Source organism: Seonamhaeicola sp. S2-3 (assembly GCF_001971785.1).
Classification (GTDB): domain Bacteria; phylum Bacteroidota; class Bacteroidia; order Flavobacteriales; family Flavobacteriaceae; genus Seonamhaeicola.
The window spans coordinates 1,784,602-1,806,596 of sequence record NZ_CP019389.1 but is presented as its reverse complement, the minus strand read 5'-3'; the positions used below and the strand labels follow the sequence as shown (position 1 = coordinate 1,806,596).

The window sequence follows — 21,995 nt, the reverse complement described above, 5'->3', positions numbered from 1 at the left end:
ATTTTTTTGTATTTCATCGATTTATTGTGATAAATTTGCTTTTTATCGGAAAAAAAAGCCTTTAAACGACAAAACCCGTCTATTAATAGACGGGTTTTGAATATATAAGATAAATTATATTAACTAGTGCTGAAGCTCTTCCTCTCCTTCTTTTAGAGGAATGTTTTGAGGAACAAAGTCTTCATCATGACCTGGTTTACTATAATCGTAAGCCCAACGGTATACATGAGGTATTTCACCTGGCCAGTTACCATGAATATGTTCAACAGGTGTTGTCCATTCTAAAGTAGTAGAACGCCACGGATTTTGAGATGCTTTCTTTCCGTAGAAAATACTAACAAAGAAATTATATAAATATACTAATTGTACTACACCACCTATTAATGCAAATATTGTAATTACCACATTTACATTTGCTAAATCGTCAAATAATGGGAAATTACTATTGGTATAATAACGACGTGGTAAACCTGCCATACCAATAAAATGCATTGGGAAGAAAACCCCATAGGCACAAACAGCGGTTAACCAAAAATGAATATATCCTAAGTTTTTATTTAACATTCTACCAAACATTTTAGGATACCAGTGATAAATACCAGCAAACATACCATACAATGCAGATATACCCATAACTAAGTGGAAGTGCGCTACAACAAAATAGGTGTCATGTACATTAATATCTAAAGCACTATCTCCAAGTATAATTCCTGTTAAACCACCTGTTATAAATGTTGATACAAACCCAATTGAAAACAACATAGCAGGGTTCATTTGTAGATTACCTTTCCAAAGGGTGGTAATCCAGTTGAAAGCTTTAACGGCAGATGGAATTGCAATTAATAATGTTGTAAAAGTAAACACAGATCCTAAGAATGGGTTCATTCCTGATACAAACATATGGTGACCCCAAACAATTGTGGATAAAAACGCGATAGCTAATATTGATGCAATCATAGCACGATAACCAAAAATTGGTTTACGTGAATTTGCCGCCATAATTTCAGACACTATTCCCATTGCAGGTAATATTACAATATATACCTCTGGGTGACCTAAGAACCAGAATAAATGTTCAAATAACACTGGTGAACCTCCTTGGTAATGTAAAACTTCACCTTGTATAAATATATCTGATAAGAAGAATGATGTACCAAAACTTCTATCCATTATTAATAATAAAGCTGCAGATAATAAAACTGGGAATGAAATAACACCAATTACAGCTGTAATAAAGAATGCCCAAATTGTTAAAGGCAATCTTGTCATAGACATTCCTTTAGTTCTTAAATTTAATACAGTAACAATGTAGTTAAGCGATCCTAATAAAGAAGAAGCAATAAAAATTGCCATAGCCACTAACCATAAAGTCATACCTGTACCAGAACCTCCTTGTGCCATAGGTAAAGCACTTAATGGAGGGTATATTGTCCATCCAGCTGCAGCAGGACCCGCCTGTACAAATAAAGAGATTACCATAATAACACTAGATAAAAAGAACAGCCAGTATGATACCATGTTTAAAAATCCAGAAGCCATATCTCGTGCCCCAATTTGCAATGGTATTAATAAGTTACTAAAGGTACCACTTAAACCAGCCGTTAATACAAAGAATACCATAATGGTACCATGGATAGTAACTAATGCCAAATAAATATCGGCATCCATTACACCGTCTGGTGCCCATTTACCTAAAAGTGCTTCAAATATCACATTAGGTTCTTCTGGCCATGCAATTTGCATACGGAACATTAATGACATCATTACACCAATAATTCCCATAATGGTACCAGTTATAAGGTACTGTTTGGCAATCATTTTATGGTCTTGACTAAATATATATTTAGTTACAAACGTTTCTTTATGATGATGTCCGTGGTCGTCGTGAGCGTGAATATCTGCGTGTGCTGACATAATCTTATATCGTTTTTCTTTTTTTAATTAGTTAATTAGAGAGTTTTTAAATTCCTTTTGCTCTTTAATCCAAGCATCAAATTCTTCTTGCGTTTCAACAATAATTTTCATTTGCATATTGTAATGAGATTTACCGCAAATTTTATTACAAAGTAATAAATAATCAAACTCATAACGTTCAAGAGCATCTTCACCTTCAGCTACTAAATCCTTACTTTTTTCAACTCTAATATTATTAATATTTTGTACTTTTTCTATCATATCAGGGTTCTGTCTCATTTCCTCTGTAGTTACAGTTGGTGTAAAACCAAACTGAGTAATCATACCAGGAACACAGTTCATTTGAGCTCTAAAATGAGGCATATAAGCAGAGTGTAATACATCTTGCGAACGCATTTTAAATAATACTGGCTTACCAACAGGTAAATGTAATTCTGTTGTAATAATATCATCTTGTGCATTAGGGTCAGACTCATCTAAACCTAAAATATTAGCACGATCTATATCAATTAAACGAACATTAGCCTTACCTAAAGTATTATCTGCTCCAGCATAACGTGCTTTCCAGTTAAACTGTTGAGCGTATAACTCTACTACTAAAGGATCATCGCTTTCATCAACACCCATGATGTTAATCCAAGTGTTTAATCCGTAAATAATTAAACCAGCTAAAACAATTACTGGGATAATAGTCCAGATAGCTTCTAGTTTATTATTATCGGCAAAAAACAAGGCTTGTCTACCTTTTTCTCCTTTGTATTTAAATGCAAAATAGTGTAATAAAAACTGTGTTACAATTTGTACAATAAAGATAATTACTAATGATATAATCATTAAGTTATCTATGGTTGGTCCATGTTCAGAGGCAGCATTTGATAATAATGGTAAATCGCCCCATTTAACACAAGAAACAATGGTTATAACATAAATAAATGCTAAAAATCCCATCATTAAACGCCCATTTAAGGCATTATCTTTATCTGTGGCTACTCCAGGTGTATCATTTCCGCTTCTAGCTTGTGCTAAATCGAATATTTTAACCATTTGCCAAATGGCAACTAAAATAAATACTAAAACTATAATTGTTAATAAAGCAGTCATTGGTATTGTTCGTCTTTATTTAATTCTTTAATTAATAATGAAATTCTTCGCTTTCTTTTCTAAAAGGGTATCGTTTTACTAGTAATGGCGCTTTGGTTAACGCTGTAAATACCACAAAAATAAATAAGCCAGCGAATAATAAAATTGAGCTTATCTCTGGAATCCCAATAAACCATCTGTCACCAACAGTAGCAGGCATGATCATATTAAAGATGTCAATATAATGTCCGAATAAAATAACCAAACCAGTCATCACTACAAACCACGGAATACGTTTGTAATCTGCATTCATTAACATTAATATTGGGAAAACAAAGTTTAAAGCTACCATACCTAAGAATGGTAATTTATAATCGTTAAATCTTGAAATAAAATAAGTTACCTCTTCTGGTATGTTTGAATACCAAATAAGCATAAATTGTGAGAACCATAAATAAGTCCAGAAAATACTAAATGCAAACATGTATTTAGCAACGTCATGTAAGTGGTTTTCATTAACAAATTCTAAATAGCCTCTAGATTTTAAATAAATTGAAATTAAAGCAATAACGGTAATACCACTTACAAACATACTAGCAAATACATACCATCCAAATAAAGTAGAGAACCAGTGAGGGTCTACACTCATAATCCAATCCCAAGACATCATTGATTCTGTGTAAATAAAGAACACTAAAAATCCTGCTGCAATACGGAAAGATTTTTTGAAATTACTATTATCTTCTGCTGTATCTTGTGCAATAGAGAATTTGCGTGAAAAATGACGGTATAAACTCCACCCCGCAATAAATATTAAGCCACGAATTGTAAACCAAGGTAAGTTTAAAAATCCTGATTTTCCTTTTATTAGTTTATCATGCTCAACAACTTCGGGGTCCATCCAAATAAATAAGTTGTAATGCCCAATAGTTCCAGAAGCTACAGCTATAATTAAAACTATTAATGCGCCTGGTAATAGATATGCTGTAATACCTTCCATAACTCTAAATAATACAGGAGACCATCCTGCTTGCGAAGCAATTTGGATAGCATAAAAAGCTAAAACTCCAAGAGCAATCATCATAAAAAAGAATGCCGCTACATATAAAGCTGCCCAAGGACGGTTAGCTATTTGATGTTGAACGTGCTCAATATGCTTTGCGTGTTCATCAGCAGCATGTGCTTCTTCACCATGGGTATTTTCAGCATGAGTATTGTGTGTTGCTTCTTCTGCATGTCCACCTCCATGATGAGCTTCCGCTTCAAGTAAGTGTTCAACTTCTTCAAAAGATTTATGAGATGTCATAAAACCATATCCAACACCTAACAATCCTAAAATCATTAGAATGAATGAAAATGTCTTTAATTTATTTGAAAATGTATACATATCTATATAATATCTTATCTTCTTACTTTTCTAAATCTGCTTTTAACTTTAAAACGTATGCTACTACTTGCCAACGCTCTTCTTCTTTTAATTGGTTAGCATAAGACCCCATACTATTTTTACCATAATAAATGGTATGATAAATACTTCCTTCATTAATGGCTCTTCCTGCATCGTCATATCTTGGAATACCAAGAATTTTTTCACGCTTTACTAAATTACCTTGACCATCTCCCTTATTACCATGGCAAATACCACAATAAATATCGTATAATTCTTTCCCTCTATTTAAATCTACTTGTGTAGAATCTAAAGGGCTTTTTAAAGTAGCTTTAGCCAAATTATAACCTTCAATAGAGTTTTCTATATCGAAAGGAATATGTCCTCTAGCTACAGTGCCTTCAGCAGGTAGTTGCGCCTCAACACCATTAGGGAAAGCTGCTTCACTATAAGTTTCATATCCAACAGATTCATACATATTTGGCATGAATTGATAATTTGGAGCTGTATCTTTTTTACATGATACCGCTATAAAAACGATTGCTATTGCTAATATCTTAATTACGCTTTTCATCATATTACTATATTAATGCGCTTCTTTATCTACTAAATTAATTTCTACAGCACCAGTTTCTTTAAGTAAGTTTTCTAACTCACTCTCATTGCCATGAACAGCAATTTCCATTAAAAAATGATCATCTGTAGTTCTTGGATCTGGGTTCTCAGCTTTTTTAAATGGCCACATTTTACTACGTAAATAAAATGTAATTACCATTAAGTGAGCCGCAAAAAACACTGTTAACTCAAACATAATTGGCACAAACGCTGGCATGTTTTCTAAATAGCTAAAACTTGGTTTACCTCCAATATTTTGTGGCCAGTCTTCAATCATGATAAAATTCATCATGGTAATGGCAACAGATAAACCAACTAAACCATACATAAATGCCGTAATAGCAATACGTGTTGGCGCTAATCCCATAGCTTTATCTAGTCCATGAACAGGAAATGGTGTATATATTTCTTCTATATGATGTTTTGCTGCTTTTACTTTTTTAACAGCAGACATTAATACATCATCATCATTATAAATAGCGTGAATTACTTTTGAAGCTTCCATATGCTACTTTTAGTTTATTAAATTTTTAGCTTGACCAGACCAATCATCACGTTCTGCTCTTCCTGGGAAAGAACCTGTAATACTGTCTAACAAGTCGTATTCTTTTTTGGTCATTTTACTAACTTGAAGGAATGTATAAATACCAATGCTATTTAATACTTCTTCCATTTTAGGTCCAACACCACTTATTTTCTTTAAATCGTCTGGCGTTTGTGTAGCGGCATCAAATGTACCAATACTACTTAATAACGAATTGGTCATTTCAGATTTATCGCTTTCAGATAGCTCTACATTTGTAGTTTCTGTAATTGATGTCCTTTCATCTACACCTGTACCAACTAAACTTTTTCCTGATTCTCTTAATTTCTTATATTTTTCTCCAGAAGATTTTAAAATAGTTTTAACCTCTGCCTGTGCAATAACTGGGAATGTTCTTGAGTATAATAAGAATAATACAAAGAAGAATCCAATGGTTCCTATAAATATACCTATGTCTACAAATGTTGGTGAGAACATAGTCCATGATGATGGTAAATAATCTCTATGTAATGACGTTACTATAATTACAAAACGTTCAAACCACATTCCTATATTTACAACAATAGAGATAAAGAATGAGAACATGATACTTGTTCTTAATTTCTTAAACCACATAAACTGTGGAGAGAACACGTTACAAGTCATCATAGCCCAATAAGCCCACCAGTAAGGTCCTGTTGCTCTGTTTAAGAATGCATATTGCTCATATTCTACTCCAGAATACCATGCAATAAATAACTCTGTAATATATGCCACACCAACTATAGAACCTGTAATCATAATTATAATATTCATTAGCTCTATGTGCTGTAATGTGATATAGTCTTCTAGATTGACTACTTTTCTCATTATGATAAGAAGCGTATTTACCATGGCAAAACCAGAGAACACCGCTCCCGCAACGAAGTAAGGAGGAAATATGGTGGTATGCCAACCAGGAATTACCGATGTAGCAAAGTCAAACGATACAATAGTGTGTACAGAAAGTACTAAAGGTGTTGCTAAACCAGCAAGTACTAATGATACTTCTTCAAAACGTTGCCAATCTTTAGCTCTACCAGACCATCCAAAACTTAATAAAGCATATATTTTCTTTTGAAAGGGTTTAATAGCTCTATCTCTAAGCATTGCAAAATCAGGAAGCAAACCAGTCCACCAGAACACTAATGACACCGATAAATAGGTTGAAATAGCGAATACGTCCCAAAGTAGCGGTGAGTTAAAGTTTACCCAAAGTGAACCAAATTGATTCGGGATTGGTAATACCCAGTATCCTAACCATGGACGACCCATGTGAATAATAGGGAATAAACCAGCCTGAACTACCGAGAAGATAGTCATTGCCTCTGCAGAACGGTTAATTGCCATTCTCCATTTTTGACGGAAAAGTAACAGTACTGCAGAAATTAATGTTCCTGCGTGACCAATACCTACCCACCAAACAAAGTTTGTAATATCCCAAGCCCAACCTACGGTTTTATTTAAACCCCAAGTTCCAATACCTGTAGATATCGTATAAATAATACATCCAATTCCCCAAAGAAAAGCAGTCAATGAGATTCCAAAAACAATCCACCATTGTTTATTTGCTTTTCCTTCTACAGGTTTTGCTACATCCACAGTTACGTCGTGGTATGATTTATCACCTGTAACTAAAGGTCTTCTAATAGGTGCTTCGTAATGAGACGCCATAATTATATAATTGATTCTTTAATTAGATTTATGCTTCTGTTGTATTTCTCACTTTTGTTTGATATATCACGTTTGGCTTTGTGCCTACATGCTCTAACAAGTGATACATACGGTTATCTTCTTTAAGTTTTGCAACTTTACTTTCTTTATCATTGATGTCTCCAAAAGTCATAGCGCCACTACTACATGCAGCAGAACAAGCTGTTTGAAGTTCTCCATCTTTTATTTCACGTCCATCACGTTTAGCATCTAAAATAGTTTTTTGTGTCATTTGAATACACATAGAACATTTTTCCATAACACCACGAGAACGTACAACCACATCAGGATTCAATACCATGCGCCCTAAATCATCATTCATATGATAATCAAACTCATCATTTCCGTTATATAAGAACCAATTGAAACGACGTACTTTGTAAGGACAGTTGTTTGCACAATATCTTGTACCAACACAACGGTTATAAGCCATATGGTTTTGACCTTGACGACCATGAGATGTTGCTGCTACAGGACAAACCGTTTCACAAGGCGCGTGGTTACAGTGCTGACACATTACTGGTTGGAAAGCAACCTGAGGGTTATCAGCTGGAGATTCCATTTCTCCAAACTCACTTAATGAGCTACCTAAACCTGAAATTTTATCTTTTTTATCGTTATCTCCATCGAAAGATTCTTCAGATGAATAATATCTATCAATACGTAACCAGTGCATATCACGAGATTTACGTACTTCTTCTTTACCTACAACTGGCACATTATTTTCGGCATGACATGCAATAACACAAGCACCACAACCTGTACAGGCATTTAAATCGATAGATAGGTTGAAGTGATGCCCTATTGAACGATCAAATTCATCCCATAAATCTACTTCTGGAGATGTTACTGGAGTTTCTTGATGATTTAAAGACACCACAGGAACGGCATTCCAATGCTTTTTATCTTTAGTATTGAAAATTTCTAATGTTGTCTCTTTAAGAATATCTCCACGTCCCATTAAGGTATTGTGCAACTGAACACAAGCAAACTCATGCTCACCAGCAGCAACCTCAACTGTTACATTTTGAACATTATTGAAATTTTCATATAATGCGTAGGCATTAACACCTGTTTGCATTTCTTCTTTTAATCCCGCTGTTCTACCATAACCAAATGATAAACCAACAGAACCTTTAGCTTGACCTGGCTGAATAATTACAGGAACCGTAATAGTTGTATTGTTAACAGTTACTTTAGCATAACTACCGTTTAAAGCACCGTTAGCAACGTGTTTATTTATTAAGCCCAACGCATCAGCATCAGCTTTTGAAACGGTTAAATAGTTATCCCAAGAGGTTCTTGTAATTGGATCTGGAAACTCTTGCAACCATGGGTTGTTGGCTTGTTGCCCATCTCCCATACCTGTTTTAGTATATAATGTTAGCTCTAAACCTTTTGAAGTTTTTACTGATGATACTAAAGCACTAGCTGCATTACTTGCAGGAGCATCTGTATCTTCAGAAGCCTCTGTTGTATCTTGAGTTTCTGTAGCAATGGTTCCTACATATACACCATCATGTAAAGCTTTATTAAATGAGCCACCATTTAAAATTCCTGTTCCCCAAGTTTCTTTTATATAATCTGAGTAAGAAACATTGTTGTCAGTCCATTTTAATAATGCTTCCTGAAATTGTCTAGTATTAAATAAAGGACGAATGGCTGGTTGTGTTAAAGCGTAGTGACCTTTTTTAATTTCAACATCACCCCAAGATTCTAAATAGTGAGGCGCTGCGGCTATATATGTTGATAAAGATGATGTTTCATCTGCTTTCATTGAGAAGGCTACAGAGAATGTTTTCTTTAATCCTTCAACAAAATCAGCAGAATTTGGCAGTGTGTAAACCGGATTTACACCACTCATAATTAACACACCTACTTTACCTGCTTTCATATCTGCAACTAAAGCTGCTACATCCTTATCCTTACCTTGTCTTGTTTTAATTGGCGTTTTAGGGTTAAACGCTTTACTACCTAAAGCTTCATTAATTTCAAGAGCAACGGTTTGTGCGTTAACATCTTGAATCCCTGTAACAACAACACCATTGCTACCTGCTTTTTTAAGTTGACTAGCCGCTTTTTGTACAGCATCTTCAATATTAGCAGGTAAACTAACTGAAACTCCACTTCCTACAACTAAGCTATGTAATTTAGCTAAAGCTAACTTTTGTTGACTAGGAGTTAATGGCACACGTTTATCTGCATTAGCACCAGATAAAGACATATTAGATTCAAACTGAATATGACGTGACATTTTACCATTTTTAGGCACTCTATTTTTAGCATATCCTGAATCAAATCCACCTCCTTGCCAATCTCCTAAAAAGTCTGCTCCTACAGACACAATAGTCATGGCTTTAGAAAAATCGTAATCAGCAAGACCACGTTCTCCATATTTTGCTTGGTAAGCGTCTAATGCAGCAGATTCTGAAACAGCATCATACACTACATGACGAACATTACCGTATTTTTCTTTAAATTCTGAAATTAACTTACTAGTTGAAGGACTTGCAAAGGTTTGTGTTAACAACACAATATCTTTACCAGTATCAACTGCTTTTGTTAATTCTGCAGTTACTTCTGCATCTAAATCTCCCCAAGAAACAGAACTATCTCCTTTTTTAGGACTTTGAATTCTTAAACTGTCATACAAACCTAAAACCGAAGCATTTACTCTAGCATTAGCACTACCGTGTGTAGTTGCCAAAGCATTATTTTCGATTTTAATTGGACGACCTTCACGAGTTTTTACTAAAACACTTGCGAAATCAAATCCATCTGCAATTGTAGTTGCATAATAGTTTGCAACACCAGGGATAATTTCCTCTGGTTGAACAACATAAGGAATTGATTTTTTAACAGGCCCCTCACAGGCTGCTAATGAAACAGCAGCAGTACTAAACCCTACATACTTTAAGAAATCGCGACGAGTAGTAGAACTTTCTTCTAAAGTTTCTTTATCTCCTAAAAATTCATCTACAGGAATCTCTTGAGTGAACTCGTTTTGTTTTAGCGTCTCAACAATAGAGCTATTTTCGTTTAGCTCTTCAACACTTTTCCAGTATTTCTTGTTTGATGACATATTATATAATTGAATTACTTCTTACTAATTAATAATGACACTTACCACATTCCAGTCCACCCATTTCGGCAACTGTTAATTTCTCTACACCGTACTTCTTAGACAACTCCTCATGAATTTTTTCATAATAAGCGTTATCTTCAACTTTAACATTGGTAGTTCTATGACACTCAACACACCAACCCATTGTTAATGGTGCATGTTGATATAATACTTCCATTTCTTCTACTGGTCCATGACAAGTTTGACACTCTTGACCACCAACAGACACGTGTTGTGAGTGATTAAAATACACAAAGTCTGGCAGGTTATGTATTCTTACCCATTTTACAGGTTTTGACTCACCAGTATATTTTTGTTCAGAAACATCCCATCCTACAGCATCATATAGTTTTTGAATTTCACCATCGTAAAATTCTTTTGAATGTTCTGCTGTAACCTCTCCGTTGTAGTCTGAAATTGTCTTATGACAATTCATACAAACATTTAAAGAAGGAATTCCTGATGTTTTACTTACTCTTGCCGAAGAGTGACAATACTTACAATCTATACCATTATCTCCCGCATGTATTTTATGTGAGAAATGAATAGGTTGTACAGGTTGATATCCTTGATCTACTCCTATTTGCATTAAATAACCATAAACAAAGTAAGCACTAGATAACAAAAAGAATATAGCTACTACTAGCATTAAGAATTGATTTTGAACAAAAGCCTTCCAAAGCGGTTTTCTACTAGTTGCTTCTGGCAAATCAATATTTTGAACTTCAGCAAATCTGCGTAGTGTTTTATTTACCAAATACAAACCAGCCGCTAACAATACAAATAATATAGCTAGAGCTCCTAAAATCAACTCATTTGATATTCCTCCTGAATTAGTTGAAGTAGTTTCTGACGTTGTTGCATTTGCAGAAGCCGCAGCTGGCTCTTGCTTTTCTTGAGCCGTATATGCAAGTATATTATTTATATCTTCATCAGACAACTGAGGGAACGGAGTCATAGCCGCACCTCCAAATTCATTAAACACCTCATTAGCATAAGCATCTCCAGACTTAATTACTGCTGAACTGTTACGAATCCATGCATATATCCAATCTCTATCTAAGCCCTGTTCATCAGACAAACGTTGTTCTACATGACGTAATGCAGGACCTGTCATTTTCTTATCTAAGTGGTGACAAGCTGCACAATTGGTATTAAACAATGATTTTCCTTTTGCTGGATCTCCTTCTTGAGCGGAAAGCGAGGTTGTAAACGCTAATAAAATTACTAAGCCAAAACGAAGAATGTTTTCGCCTAATCTACGGTGAATCACCTGTTTCATATTATTGGTTAAATTAACTTCTAATCTTTGGTATGATTTTTTCATGCAAAAACATGACAAATGTCATACTTTTAAAATCTCTGGCAAAAGTAATATTAAAAGTCGATTTTAGAAATGTTACAGAAGTGTTAATTGGTAATTTAGAGAGATTCTAAATAAAAAAATAAACTATTTTTTAGTTTATAACGTATACATTTGTAGAAATAATTAAAAATGAAAAATTTGAATTTAAAGTTTAAAACATTGATTGTGATTTGTTTGTTTGGTTTTACACTAAATAGTTTCTCACAACAAGGGCAAGTTTTTATTAATCAAGATGACAATATTACAAAGTTGTTAGAGGCAAAAAAACAACTTAATAAAAGCGAAAATAGTTCTGATAGATACAAAATTCAAATTTATAATGGTAACAGAACGGGAGCTAAGGCAGCTCAAAAAGAATTTCATGAATCTTTTGCAGATTGGAGATCTAGAATAGAATATGAATCTCCAAATTTTAAAATTTGGGCAGGTAATTTTAGAACACGTTTAGAAGCCGATAGAGCTTTAAAAAGAATTAAACAAAAATTTCCTAGCGCTTTTATTTTTAAGCCAAAGAAAGAAAAGAATTAAGTTTTAAAACTTACATAAGCAAAAAGAAACTTGCTTGAAGTGATAAAAAAAGCGAACCAATTGGTTCGCTTTTTTCATATCCTTATTGAACTTATTTTGGTCTATTCTACTATAAAGATTTTATGAAAGTTGAATAGCTATTACTTCAATTTTTTCTTAACAGCTACCTCTTGGAAAGCTTCAATAATATCTCCTTCTTTAATATCGTTGTAGTTCTTCACCTGCATACCACAATCGTATCCTTTTGAAACTTCTTTTACATCATCTTTAAATCGTTTAAGTGATGCTAATTCTCCTGTAAAAATTACAACACCTTCTCTAATAAGGCGCACTCCAGAATTTCTGAAAATTTTACCATTAGTTACCATACAACCGGCAATGGTTCCAATTTTAGAAATTTTAAATGTTTCTCTAATTTCTGCTGTACCGGTAATTTCTTCCTTGAATTCTGGTGATAACATACCTTCCATGGCATCCTTAAGATCATTGATAGCATCATAAATAATAGAATATGTTCTGATATCAATTTCTTCTTTGTCTGCTATAGCTCTCGCATTACCCATTGGTCTTACATTAAAGCCAATAATAATGGCATCTGATGCCGATGCTAATAACACATCACTTTCTGTAATGGCACCAACACCTTTATGTATAATGTTAACTTGAATTTCTTCAGTAGATAATTTCTGGAATGAATCTGTTAAAGCTTCTACAGAACCATCAACATCTCCTTTAAGAATAATGTTAAGCTCTTTAAAGTCGCCTAATGCTATACGTCTTCCAATTTCATCTAATGTAATATGACGTTGCGTTCTAACAGATTGTTCTCTCTGTAACTGAGAACGTTTAGTAGCAATAGATTTCGCTTCGCGTTCATCTTCAAACACATTAAACTTATCACCCGCTTGCGGAGCACCATCTAAACCTAAAATAGACACTGGTGTTGAAGGGCCTGCTTCTTTAACATTATTACCTCTTTCATCATGCATAGCTTTTACTTTACCGCTATGCTGACCTGCTAGCACATAATCTCCAACCCTTAAAGTACCTGCTTGTACTAATACTGTTGAAACATACCCACGACCTTTGTCTAGAAATGCTTCTACAACGGTTCCTAAAGCTGGTTTATTTGGATTAGCTTTAAGCTCAAGTAATTCTGCTTCTAATAATACTTTCTCAAGTAATTCATTTACTCCAGTACCTACTTTTGCAGAAATATCATGAGACTGTACTTTACCTCCCCAATCTTCAACCAATAAATTCATATTGGCTAATCCTTCTTTAATTTTATCAGGGTTAGCGTTTGGTAAGTCTATTTTATTAATTGCAAATACAATAGGTACACCAGCTGCTTGCGCATGAGAAATAGCCTCTTTAGTTTGCGGCATGATATCATCATCTGCTGCTGCAACAATAATTGCAATATCTGTAACTTGCGCTCCACGAGCACGCATTGCTGTAAAGGCCTCGTGACCAGGAGTATCTAAGAATGCTATTTTTTGTCCGTTCTCTAATTCTACGCCGTAAGCGCCAATATGCTGTGTTATACCACCAGACTCTCCTGCAATTACATTTTCTTTTCTAATATAATCTAGAAGCGATGTTTTACCATGATCTACATGCCCCATAACGGTAACAATTGGAGCTCTTGGTTCTAAATCTTCAGGTTTATCTTCAACCTCTTCAATAGCTTCTTCTATATCTGCTGTTACAAATTCTACTTGGTAACCAAATTCTTCTGCTACAATAGTTAAGGTTTCAGCATCTAAACGCTGATTCATAGTTACCATCATACCCAGCGACATACACGCCGAAATAATTTGAGTAACACTAACATCCATCATAGTTGCAACTTCACTTGCTGTAACAAATTCTGTTACTTTAAGTATTTTGCTTTCTGCTGCTTCTGCTTGTAGTTCTTTTTCGGTTTGGTCTCTGTGCTGTTCTCTTTTTTCTCTACGATATTTAGCACCTTTACCTTTTGAAGATTTTCCTTGAAGTTTTTCAAGTGTTTCACGCACTTGTTTTTTTACATCTTCTTCACTAGGCTCTTCTTTAACAATGTTGCGTCTTCCGCCTCCTTGTTTACCTTTAAAACGATCGTTTCTATTATTTCCGCCTCTGTTTCCTCCAGATTGTGGGCCACCTACTTTACTAATTCTTCGACGCTTTTTCTTTGAAGCATCACCAGCCTTAGCATCAGGTTTTTTATCCTCTTTCTTTTTCTTTGGTTTATTAAATTTCGATAAATCTATTTTATCACCAGCAATTTTAGGACCAGTAAGTTTTTGGTATTTGGTTTCAACCTTACCACCTGATATAGCTTCTTCAGCAGGTTTTGTTTCTTGCTTAGGAGCTTCTTCTTTCTTTGGTTCAACTTTTTTAGGCGCTTCTTTTTTGGGCGCTGGTTTCTTTTCTTCAACCTCTGGTTTTGGAGCAGGCTCTACAACCTTTGGCTTTTCTTCTTTTACCGGTTCTTTTTTAACGGGTTCTTCTTTAACAGGTTCTTCTTTAACGGGCTCTTCTTTTTTAACCTTAGGCTTTTTAGGCGAAAGATCTATTTTTCCAACAGTTTTTGGACCTGAAAGCGTTGTAGAAGCCTTAACAATTTCTTCTTTTTTGGCTTCTATTTTTTGCTTTGCTTCAAGTTCTTTTTCGCGTTGTTTACGCAACAAGTCTTTCTCTTTTTGCTTTGCTTCACTAACTTCTTTGGACGCAACTTTTTTATTAGCGTCTGTTTCAAACTCATCTGAAAGAACCTTATAAACCTCTACAGATATTTTTGTTGTTGGACGCTTCTCTATCTCTATGCCTTTAGAATCTAAAAATTCTACCGCACGATCTAAAGAAATATTAAGTTCGCGTAATACTTTATTTAATCTTATTGTTTCAGCCATAAACTGCCTTTAAAATACTCAAATATATGGTTATTCTTCAAATTCTTCTTTTAGAATTCTAATAACATCGTTAATTGTCTCCTCTTCTAGGTCGGTTCGTTTCACTAAATCGTTAACATCTTGTTCTAAAACGCTTTTAGCTGTATCTAAACCGGCTTTCTTAAATTCAAGGATGATCCACTCTTCTATTTCATCAGAGAACTCGCTTAACTCTACATCTTCTTCTGCTCCTTCTCTAAACACATCAATCTCATAACCAGTTAATTGACCTGCTAAACGAATGTTGTGACCTCCTCTACCAATAGCTTTACTAACCTCTTCTGGTTTTAAAATAACCTCGGCACGTTTGTTTTCTTCATCAATTTTTATTGAAGTAACTCTTGCCGGACTTAAAGCTCTGGTAATATATAGTTGTAAATTGTTTGTGTAATTAATTACATCTATATTTTCATTTCCTAATTCACGTACTATACCATGAATTCTTGACCCCTTCATACCTACACAGGCACCTACTGGATCTATTCTATCATCATAAGAATCTACCGCAACTTTTGCTTTTTCTCCTGGTATTCTAACTACATTTTTTATAGTAATTAAACCATCAAAAACTTCTGGTATTTCTTGTTCAAATAATTTTTCTAAAAATACAGGCGAGCTTCTAGACATTAATATAGTTGGTTTAGCTCCTTTAAGCTCAACACTATCTATAACACCTCTTACATTATCTCCTTTTCTAAAGAAATCTGAAGGTATTTGTTTGTCTTTTGGTAGTACAATTTCATTACCTTCATCATCTAATAAAATGACTGCACGGTGACGAATATGGTGTACCTCTGCTGTATATATTTCTCCTATTAAATCTTTAAATTGTTTGTAGATGATGGTATTGTCATGCTCATGAATTTTAGAAATAAGGTTTTGGCGTAATGCTAAAATGGCTCTTCTTCCTAAGTCTACTAATTTAACTTCTTCTGATACGTCTTCTCCAACTTCAAAATCGGGTTCAATTTTTCTAGCTTCTGTTAATGAAATTTCTTGGTTTTCATCTTCAACCTCACCATCGGCCACAACTACTCTATTTCTCCAAATTTCTAAATCGCCTTTATCTGGGTTTACAATAATATCAAAATTATCATCATTGCCATATTTCTTTTTTAAAGCACTTCTAAACACATCTTCTAAAATGGCCATTAACGTTACTCTGTCAATTAGCTTATCGTCTTTGAATTCTGAAAAAGATTCAATTAACGCGACATTTTCCATAACTCTTTTTGAATTAAAATTTAATCATAACTTTTGCTTCTACAATATCTTCATAAGCGATATTCGCTTCTTTTATTACAGTTACTTTGCCTTTACCTATTGGTTTAGGTTCTCTAACTTTCCACTGTAAAGTAATACTTTCGTCTGTTGCGTTTACAAGTGTTCCTTCAAATTTATCAGACGCTGTTTTTACTTTAAGCGCTCTATTTAAATGCCTTTTATATTGGCGTTTATTTACTAAAGGTGATGTGGCTCCAGCAGACATTACATCTAAAGAAAAATCTTGTTCTTCTCTATCTAAGTTATGTTCTATTGCTCTACTAATAAAAATGCAGTCTTCAACTAACACTCCATTATCACCATCTATCACTACTTTAATTTGGTTATCTCCTTGAATAGAAAAATCTATAAGAAATAAATCTGGTCTGTCTTTTAAAGCAGCCTCTAATAAATTTTCAACCGTAGTTTTAAACATTTTTAGTATAAAAAGAGGGGACTTTCCGTCCCCTCATTATCTTTTTTTGCCTTTCAACGCTGCAAATATATACAATTTTATTGATTTTTAAAGTATTAATTCATAAATTTAGATACACCTTCACCTTCTGTTTATTATGAAAAAAATACTTGTTCCAACAGATTTTTCTAGTCAGTCTGAAAACGCTTTAAAAGTTGCTGCCCAATTGGCAAGAAAATTTAATTGCGAAATTTATTTACTGCACATGCTAGAAATGCCCTTACAAAAAGTAGATCCTTTAAATTCATATAGCGATTTGCCTGAAGCAGTTTACTTTATGAAATTGGCTCAACAAAAATTTGAAACTCTTTTAGAAAAAGACTATTTAAAAGATTTAATTGTGCATGAAGCTGTAGATTTTCATGAAATTTTTAAAGGTGTTTATAAAGCTTGTAAAAAGTTTGAAATTGATTTAGTGGTAATGGGATCTCATGGGGCAAGTGGTTTTAAGGAACTTTTAATTGGAAGTAATACCGAAAAAGTTGTTAGAACCTCTGAAGTACCTGTTCTTGTAATTAAAAAAGAACACAATGTTTTTAATGTAGAACAATTTGTATTTGCATCAGACTTTAAAGAAGAATCTAAAGTGCCTTTTTTAAAGGCATTAAAATTTGCAGCACTTTTTGAGACCGAAATTCATCTTTTAATGGTAGTTACGGCTAATAAATTTGTAACTACTGCCGAAGCAAAAGAACGCATTCAAGGATTTTTAGATGCTGTAACCCCTAATTATTGCTCTATTCATATTTATAATGACATTAGTATTGAAAGCGGTGTTATGAATTTTTCGCAATCTATAGAAGCCGACTTAATTGGCATGAGCACCCATGGCCGACAAGGTATTTCGCATTTTTTTAATGGTAGTATTAGCGAAGATTTGGTAAATCATGCAAGACGACCTGTAATTACTTTTAAAATTTAAAAACCCAACCTAAAAAGGCTGGGTTTTTATATCATTTTTAGAAAACATTACAATTTTAAAAAACGCTTAACTCCATGTGTTTTAGTTTTTACAATGTAAACACCAGCTGCTAATTTAGAAACATTTATAGCTGTTTTATTGTTAAAGGTTTTTACTTCTTGGCCGTTTAAGTTATAAACAGCTCCAGAAAGCGTTTTATTAAACTTTAAAGTAGTATCAATTACTGGATTAGGATACATTTTAAAATTGTTTTTAGTAACAACTTCACTAACACTTAATGCGGTATCATCTACCTGAATAATTGCTAAAGAGCCACTTACTTCATAACCTACTAAAAGTAAATTTTTAGAGTTAGGACTCTGTGAAGCTGGAATAAACTTAATAATTTCTGGCGCAACATCGCCTATTGTACTATTGTGTTTATAATAGGTAATAAACTCTACATCTTTAGGGTTAGTAATATCATACATTAAAATAGAACTTTGTCTTTCTAAACCAATAAAAGCATATGTTTTACCATTAATGGTTCCTATTGCTATTGCTTCTGGTTCTCCTCCTTTATCATCAGATCTTCCATCAAATTCTTCTTCATCTTGATTAAATAAACTAGGCTCTTCTACAGCAATAGTTTGCCCAAATTGATCTGCACTATCAAAAACAATATTACCATACTGATCAAAAATTGAAAACGAACGTGCCCCATATGAGTAAATTTGCTCATAAGTTCCATCGTTATTATAATCGCCATCGGCATAGGTTGTTTTTAATCTACCTAAGTTTTCGTCTTCTTGAAGTGTTGTAGCATCTGGATAATAGCCAGCAGCGGTGTTTAAAGTTAAATCTTTTACACGATCTTCTTCAGAATACCCATCGTAATCTCTAGAATCTCCTTCATTTGCTGTAACAATATAGTTTAAGCCATTTACATTATATGACGCAATAGCATCTGGCATATAAACACCTAATGTTGGATGTGATTTAATATCAATTTTTCCGTCTTTGTTTGAAGCATCAAAACCATAATCGTTAGCAAAAGAAATAATACCTAACACACTGCTGTCTGTAATTCCTGCACCAGCTAAACCAAAATCGTTATCATTTATTATGGCAATTTCATTGTTTGGCAACAATGCAATACCTTCGGCTTTATCGGAAGATTTATAACCAATTGAAGGTAAGTTTACCACTTTATTTTTATGCGAAACTATAATACCTTCTGCTAAAATTTCATCAGCACTCATTTCTTCTAATTCTTTAGAACCAGAAAGCGTATAATTTAAAACGTTGGTAGCATAGTTAATATCAATTTCAAAAACGTATTTTTTACCGTATTCGGCATCTGGACCTTCAGAATCTCTTTCAATAACTAAAAATTTACCGTTACCTGTGTAAACAGCATCACCAATTTTATCAACTCTAGAAGACGCATAACCAGCATCTTTATTTCTTTCTAAAAGATAAACATATTCTGAAACAGGAGCCCCTGTATTGGCATTGATTCCTAAAATTCTAATCACATCAGAATTATTTCTAACCGCACTTGAAGGGTTTTCGATTGGCGATTGAATAAACGCATAAATAATGTGGTTTACTTCATCATAAGCAATAGCTTCAAACCCACGATTAGCACGACGTAATGCATACACTTCTGGCAGGGTTTCGGCACCGTAAGTCCCCTCTGGTTGTGGCGTATCTCCAAGTAACGATGTTCCTGATGGCACATAACGTTCTACCAAAGTTCCGTTAGCTTGAAACTTATAGATTGCAGGTCTGTACTCATCACACATCCAGAAATAACCATCTTTATCAATTAAAATACCTTCAAAATCTCCACCGTATTCATCGTATGGTAAAGCGTGATATTCTTCAGAATCTGTACCAACATAGTCGGCGTTAGTATAAGCCGTAGCAGCATCGGTATAAGTTACAGGAACTTCATCAATTCCAGGGATATTTCCTTTACCCGTAATTGGTGTGGTTCCATCTTTTCTGGTTAATAAAATTTGTTGGTTTAAAGTTATATCTCCTGTTGTTTTATTTAAAGTGAATTTGGCAATTCTACCTTGATAATTTGGCAATTTAAACGGACGTAAATTTTGAGATGCTGCAGGAGTGACATCATTTTTACTAGTTGTAGCATCATTAGGCCCTCTATCTGGTATGGCGTAAAATACATAATCTGTTGCAGTAGAATTTGCTTCATCATAAAAAAGCCCTGAGAAACCACCAAGCATAACGGTTGGCTGTCCGCCATCATAAACTGGTGTTCCTAATGCTGGCCAGTTTTCTTCTAATTCATTTACAATATAACTAGTTACTGTTGGTGTTCCTAATAAATGATTTTTATATCCTAACGGAAGAATATCTAAAATGGTATTTGTTGTTAAATCTACCACCGCAAGTGCGTTGTTTTCTTGACAACTAACATAGGCTTTAGAACCATCATCTAAAACGGTGATATATTCTGGTTCTAAATCTTGAGATACTGTAGCCGCACCATTGTTACCAAAAATACGAATGCCTTTGTTTTTTAATGATTCTTTTTTGTCATCATAACCATTAAAATTAATTGAAGTTGCAGTAGCCGACATAACCCCTGCACTTAAGTCTATTACAGTAATAGAGCCTTCTGGATCTGTTAAATAATCGTCTGATGGCTCTCCTTCATTAGCTACAATAACTTTAGTACCATCTGGCGTAAAGGTTAGCATATCTGGTAAAGCACCTGCTGTTATTTGGTTTTGATATACACCGTTTAAATTGAAAAACACAACTTTTCCGTTGTTTTGTTTTATAGCATCTTCTACAGCTACAGCTACAACACTCCCATGAATTGCAATGGAGTTTGGCCCTGCTCCGTATGATGACAAATCAACCGTTTTAACTAAAACAGGTGAATTAGGCGAACTAATATCTACAATAGTGAAAGAGTTGGTAGATGAGTTGGTAAAAAATGCTTGTTGGTTTGCAGCATCATAAGCTACGGTTTCTGCAGAACCTTCAGTATTTGTAGAATAACTTGCTAAATGCTGAAGCGGATCTTGACTGAAACATGTTGTGATAACAGCTAGTGTTAAACTAGCCAAAAGTGTAATTTTTTTCATTTGATTTTAAGTTGGATTAATTAATTAGTAAATAAAACAATACCAAATACTTAAATCATTACCTCAACTTTATTATAATGTAAAAACAAGCAAGCTAACCTTATTAAATTGTAACTTAAATGTTACGTTATTAAAGTTAATATTAAGGCGCAAATTTTAAACCAATTAAAAATTCAATAATTTTATTCATAGGTAAAGCATAGGACATCCATAGGACATCCATAGGACATCCATAGGACATCTATAGGGCAGCTATAGGGCAGCTATAGGAGTGAGAAGTGAATAGTGAATAGTGAATAGTGAATGGTGAGTGTGACCCGTCCTAAAATAGTTATACAGGTTAATAAATAAATCCTGATATAATTATACAACTCTTTTTCTTAATCCTAAAATGCCTGTACAGTCATTTTAGGATTATTATTTGTTTGATAGTTTTAAAAAAAGCTATATCTTGTAGCCCGTGTACTACAAAATTTAAAACAATAACAACGCACAAAAACCAAGCTTTTTCTGCATAGCCTACTTAATTGGTGGTTTATTGTGCGGAAAGTTCTTTATATAAACTAGTTGCCTGCAAGCTGAAAACAACGAACAATGGAGAATAAAATAGAACATATAAATCCAAATGGACTAATAAAAAATCCTGCATTTTCTCAAATTATAACGACTGAAGGAAACGGAAAGACAATTTATATCGGTGGACAAAATGCAGTAAACGGAAATGGAGAAATTGTAGGGAAAAATGATATTTTACAACAAACCGAGCAAGTAATGAAAAACCTTGAAATTGCTCTTAAATCTTGTGGAGTAAATTTTGAGAGTTTAGTGAAATTAAACATTCACATTGTTCAAGGACAGAATGCTTATGGTGCATTTCAAGTTTCACAGAAATTTTTAGGACAAAACCCAAACCCACCGATTATTACAGTTTTGTATGTTGCAGGACTAATAAATCCCGAATTTTTACTTGAAATTGATGCTATCGCATTTAAACCTGAAAAATAAG

15 protein-coding genes are annotated in these 21,995 nt (G+C 33.9%); 3 read left to right on the top strand and 12 right to left on the bottom strand.

What is annotated here, in order from left to right:
- Window positions 1-123: 123 nt before the first annotated feature.
- The 8 genes from BWZ22_RS08295 to BWZ22_RS08260 are packed head-to-tail and all read right to left on the bottom strand — an operon-like array spanning window position 124 to window position 11,677.
- Window positions 124-1,914 carry a cbb3-type cytochrome c oxidase subunit I gene (locus tag BWZ22_RS08295; RefSeq protein ID WP_076699270.1) on the bottom strand — a complete coding sequence of 597 codons (1,791 nt, stop codon included), beginning with the start codon at window positions 1,912-1,914 and terminating at the stop codon, window positions 124-126.
- Between the two features lie 27 nt (window positions 1,915-1,941).
- Window positions 1,942-3,015 (bottom strand): cytochrome c oxidase subunit II, encoded by a 1,074-nt coding sequence (locus tag BWZ22_RS08290; protein WP_076699268.1) that lies wholly within the window; start codon window positions 3,013-3,015, stop codon window positions 1,942-1,944.
- Window positions 3,016-3,046: 31 nt separating this feature from the next.
- On the bottom strand, window positions 3,047-4,381 hold the full coding sequence (locus tag BWZ22_RS08285) for a quinol:cytochrome C oxidoreductase (RefSeq protein WP_076699267.1): 1,335 nt from the start codon (window positions 4,379-4,381) through the stop codon (window positions 3,047-3,049).
- Between the two features lie 22 nt (window positions 4,382-4,403).
- A complete protein-coding gene (locus BWZ22_RS08280) occupies window positions 4,404-4,955 on the bottom strand; it encodes a cytochrome c (RefSeq protein WP_076699265.1) in 552 nt (183 codons plus the stop codon).
- A 12-nt stretch (window positions 4,956-4,967) separates the two neighbouring features.
- Window positions 4,968-5,501, bottom strand: coding sequence for a DUF3341 domain-containing protein (locus tag BWZ22_RS08275; RefSeq protein WP_076699264.1), 534 nt, complete (start codon window positions 5,499-5,501; stop codon window positions 4,968-4,970).
- Between the two features lie 9 nt (window positions 5,502-5,510).
- Entirely contained in the window at window positions 5,511-7,232 is a 1,722-nt protein-coding gene (gene nrfD, locus BWZ22_RS08270; protein WP_076699262.1) for an NrfD/PsrC family molybdoenzyme membrane anchor subunit, read from the bottom strand.
- 28 nt (window positions 7,233-7,260) lie between these two features.
- Complete coding sequence (locus BWZ22_RS08265) at window positions 7,261-10,353, bottom strand: TAT-variant-translocated molybdopterin oxidoreductase (RefSeq protein WP_076699261.1); 3,093 nt, start codon at window positions 10,351-10,353, stop codon at window positions 7,261-7,263.
- Between the two features lie 28 nt (window positions 10,354-10,381).
- The gene (locus BWZ22_RS08260; RefSeq protein ID WP_076702378.1) at window positions 10,382-11,677 is read right to left on the bottom strand and encodes a c-type cytochrome; all 1,296 of its coding nucleotides are present in this window, start codon (window positions 11,675-11,677) and stop codon (window positions 10,382-10,384) included.
- 213 nt (window positions 11,678-11,890) lie between these two features.
- Here BWZ22_RS08260 and BWZ22_RS08255 point away from each other — a divergent pair, with 213 nt between their 5' ends.
- On the top strand, window positions 11,891-12,289 hold the full coding sequence (locus BWZ22_RS08255) for an SPOR domain-containing protein (protein ID WP_076699259.1): 399 nt from the start codon (window positions 11,891-11,893) through the stop codon (window positions 12,287-12,289).
- Window positions 12,290-12,429: 140 nt separating this feature from the next.
- Here BWZ22_RS08255 and infB read toward each other — a convergent pair whose 3' ends face one another.
- From infB to rimP, 3 genes are read right to left on the bottom strand one after another with little or no spacing between them, the layout of a single operon-like run.
- The gene (gene infB, locus BWZ22_RS08250; RefSeq protein ID WP_076699258.1) at window positions 12,430-15,186 is read right to left on the bottom strand and encodes a translation initiation factor IF-2; all 2,757 of its coding nucleotides are present in this window, start codon (window positions 15,184-15,186) and stop codon (window positions 12,430-12,432) included.
- A 30-nt stretch (window positions 15,187-15,216) separates the two neighbouring features.
- Entirely contained in the window at window positions 15,217-16,449 is a 1,233-nt protein-coding gene (gene nusA, locus BWZ22_RS08245) for a transcription termination factor NusA (protein ID WP_076699256.1), read from the bottom strand.
- Window positions 16,450-16,462: 13 nt separating this feature from the next.
- Complete coding sequence (rimP, locus tag BWZ22_RS08240; protein ID WP_076699255.1) at window positions 16,463-16,924, bottom strand: ribosome assembly cofactor RimP; 462 nt, start codon at window positions 16,922-16,924, stop codon at window positions 16,463-16,465.
- A 136-nt stretch (window positions 16,925-17,060) separates the two neighbouring features.
- Here rimP and BWZ22_RS08235 point away from each other — a divergent pair, with 136 nt between their 5' ends.
- Window positions 17,061-17,885 (top strand): universal stress protein, encoded by an 825-nt coding sequence (locus BWZ22_RS08235; protein WP_076699253.1) that lies wholly within the window; start codon window positions 17,061-17,063, stop codon window positions 17,883-17,885.
- A 47-nt stretch (window positions 17,886-17,932) separates the two neighbouring features.
- Here the strand turns inward: BWZ22_RS08235 and BWZ22_RS08230 are convergent, their stop codons facing one another.
- The gene (locus BWZ22_RS08230) at window positions 17,933-20,989 is read right to left on the bottom strand and encodes an esterase-like activity of phytase family protein (RefSeq protein WP_076699251.1); all 3,057 of its coding nucleotides are present in this window, start codon (window positions 20,987-20,989) and stop codon (window positions 17,933-17,935) included.
- 594 nt (window positions 20,990-21,583) lie between these two features.
- Here BWZ22_RS08230 and BWZ22_RS08225 point away from each other — a divergent pair.
- Window positions 21,584-21,994, top strand: coding sequence for a RidA family protein (locus BWZ22_RS08225; protein WP_076699250.1), 411 nt, complete (start codon window positions 21,584-21,586; stop codon window positions 21,992-21,994).
- The last annotated feature ends 1 nt before the right edge of the window (window position 21,995 follow it).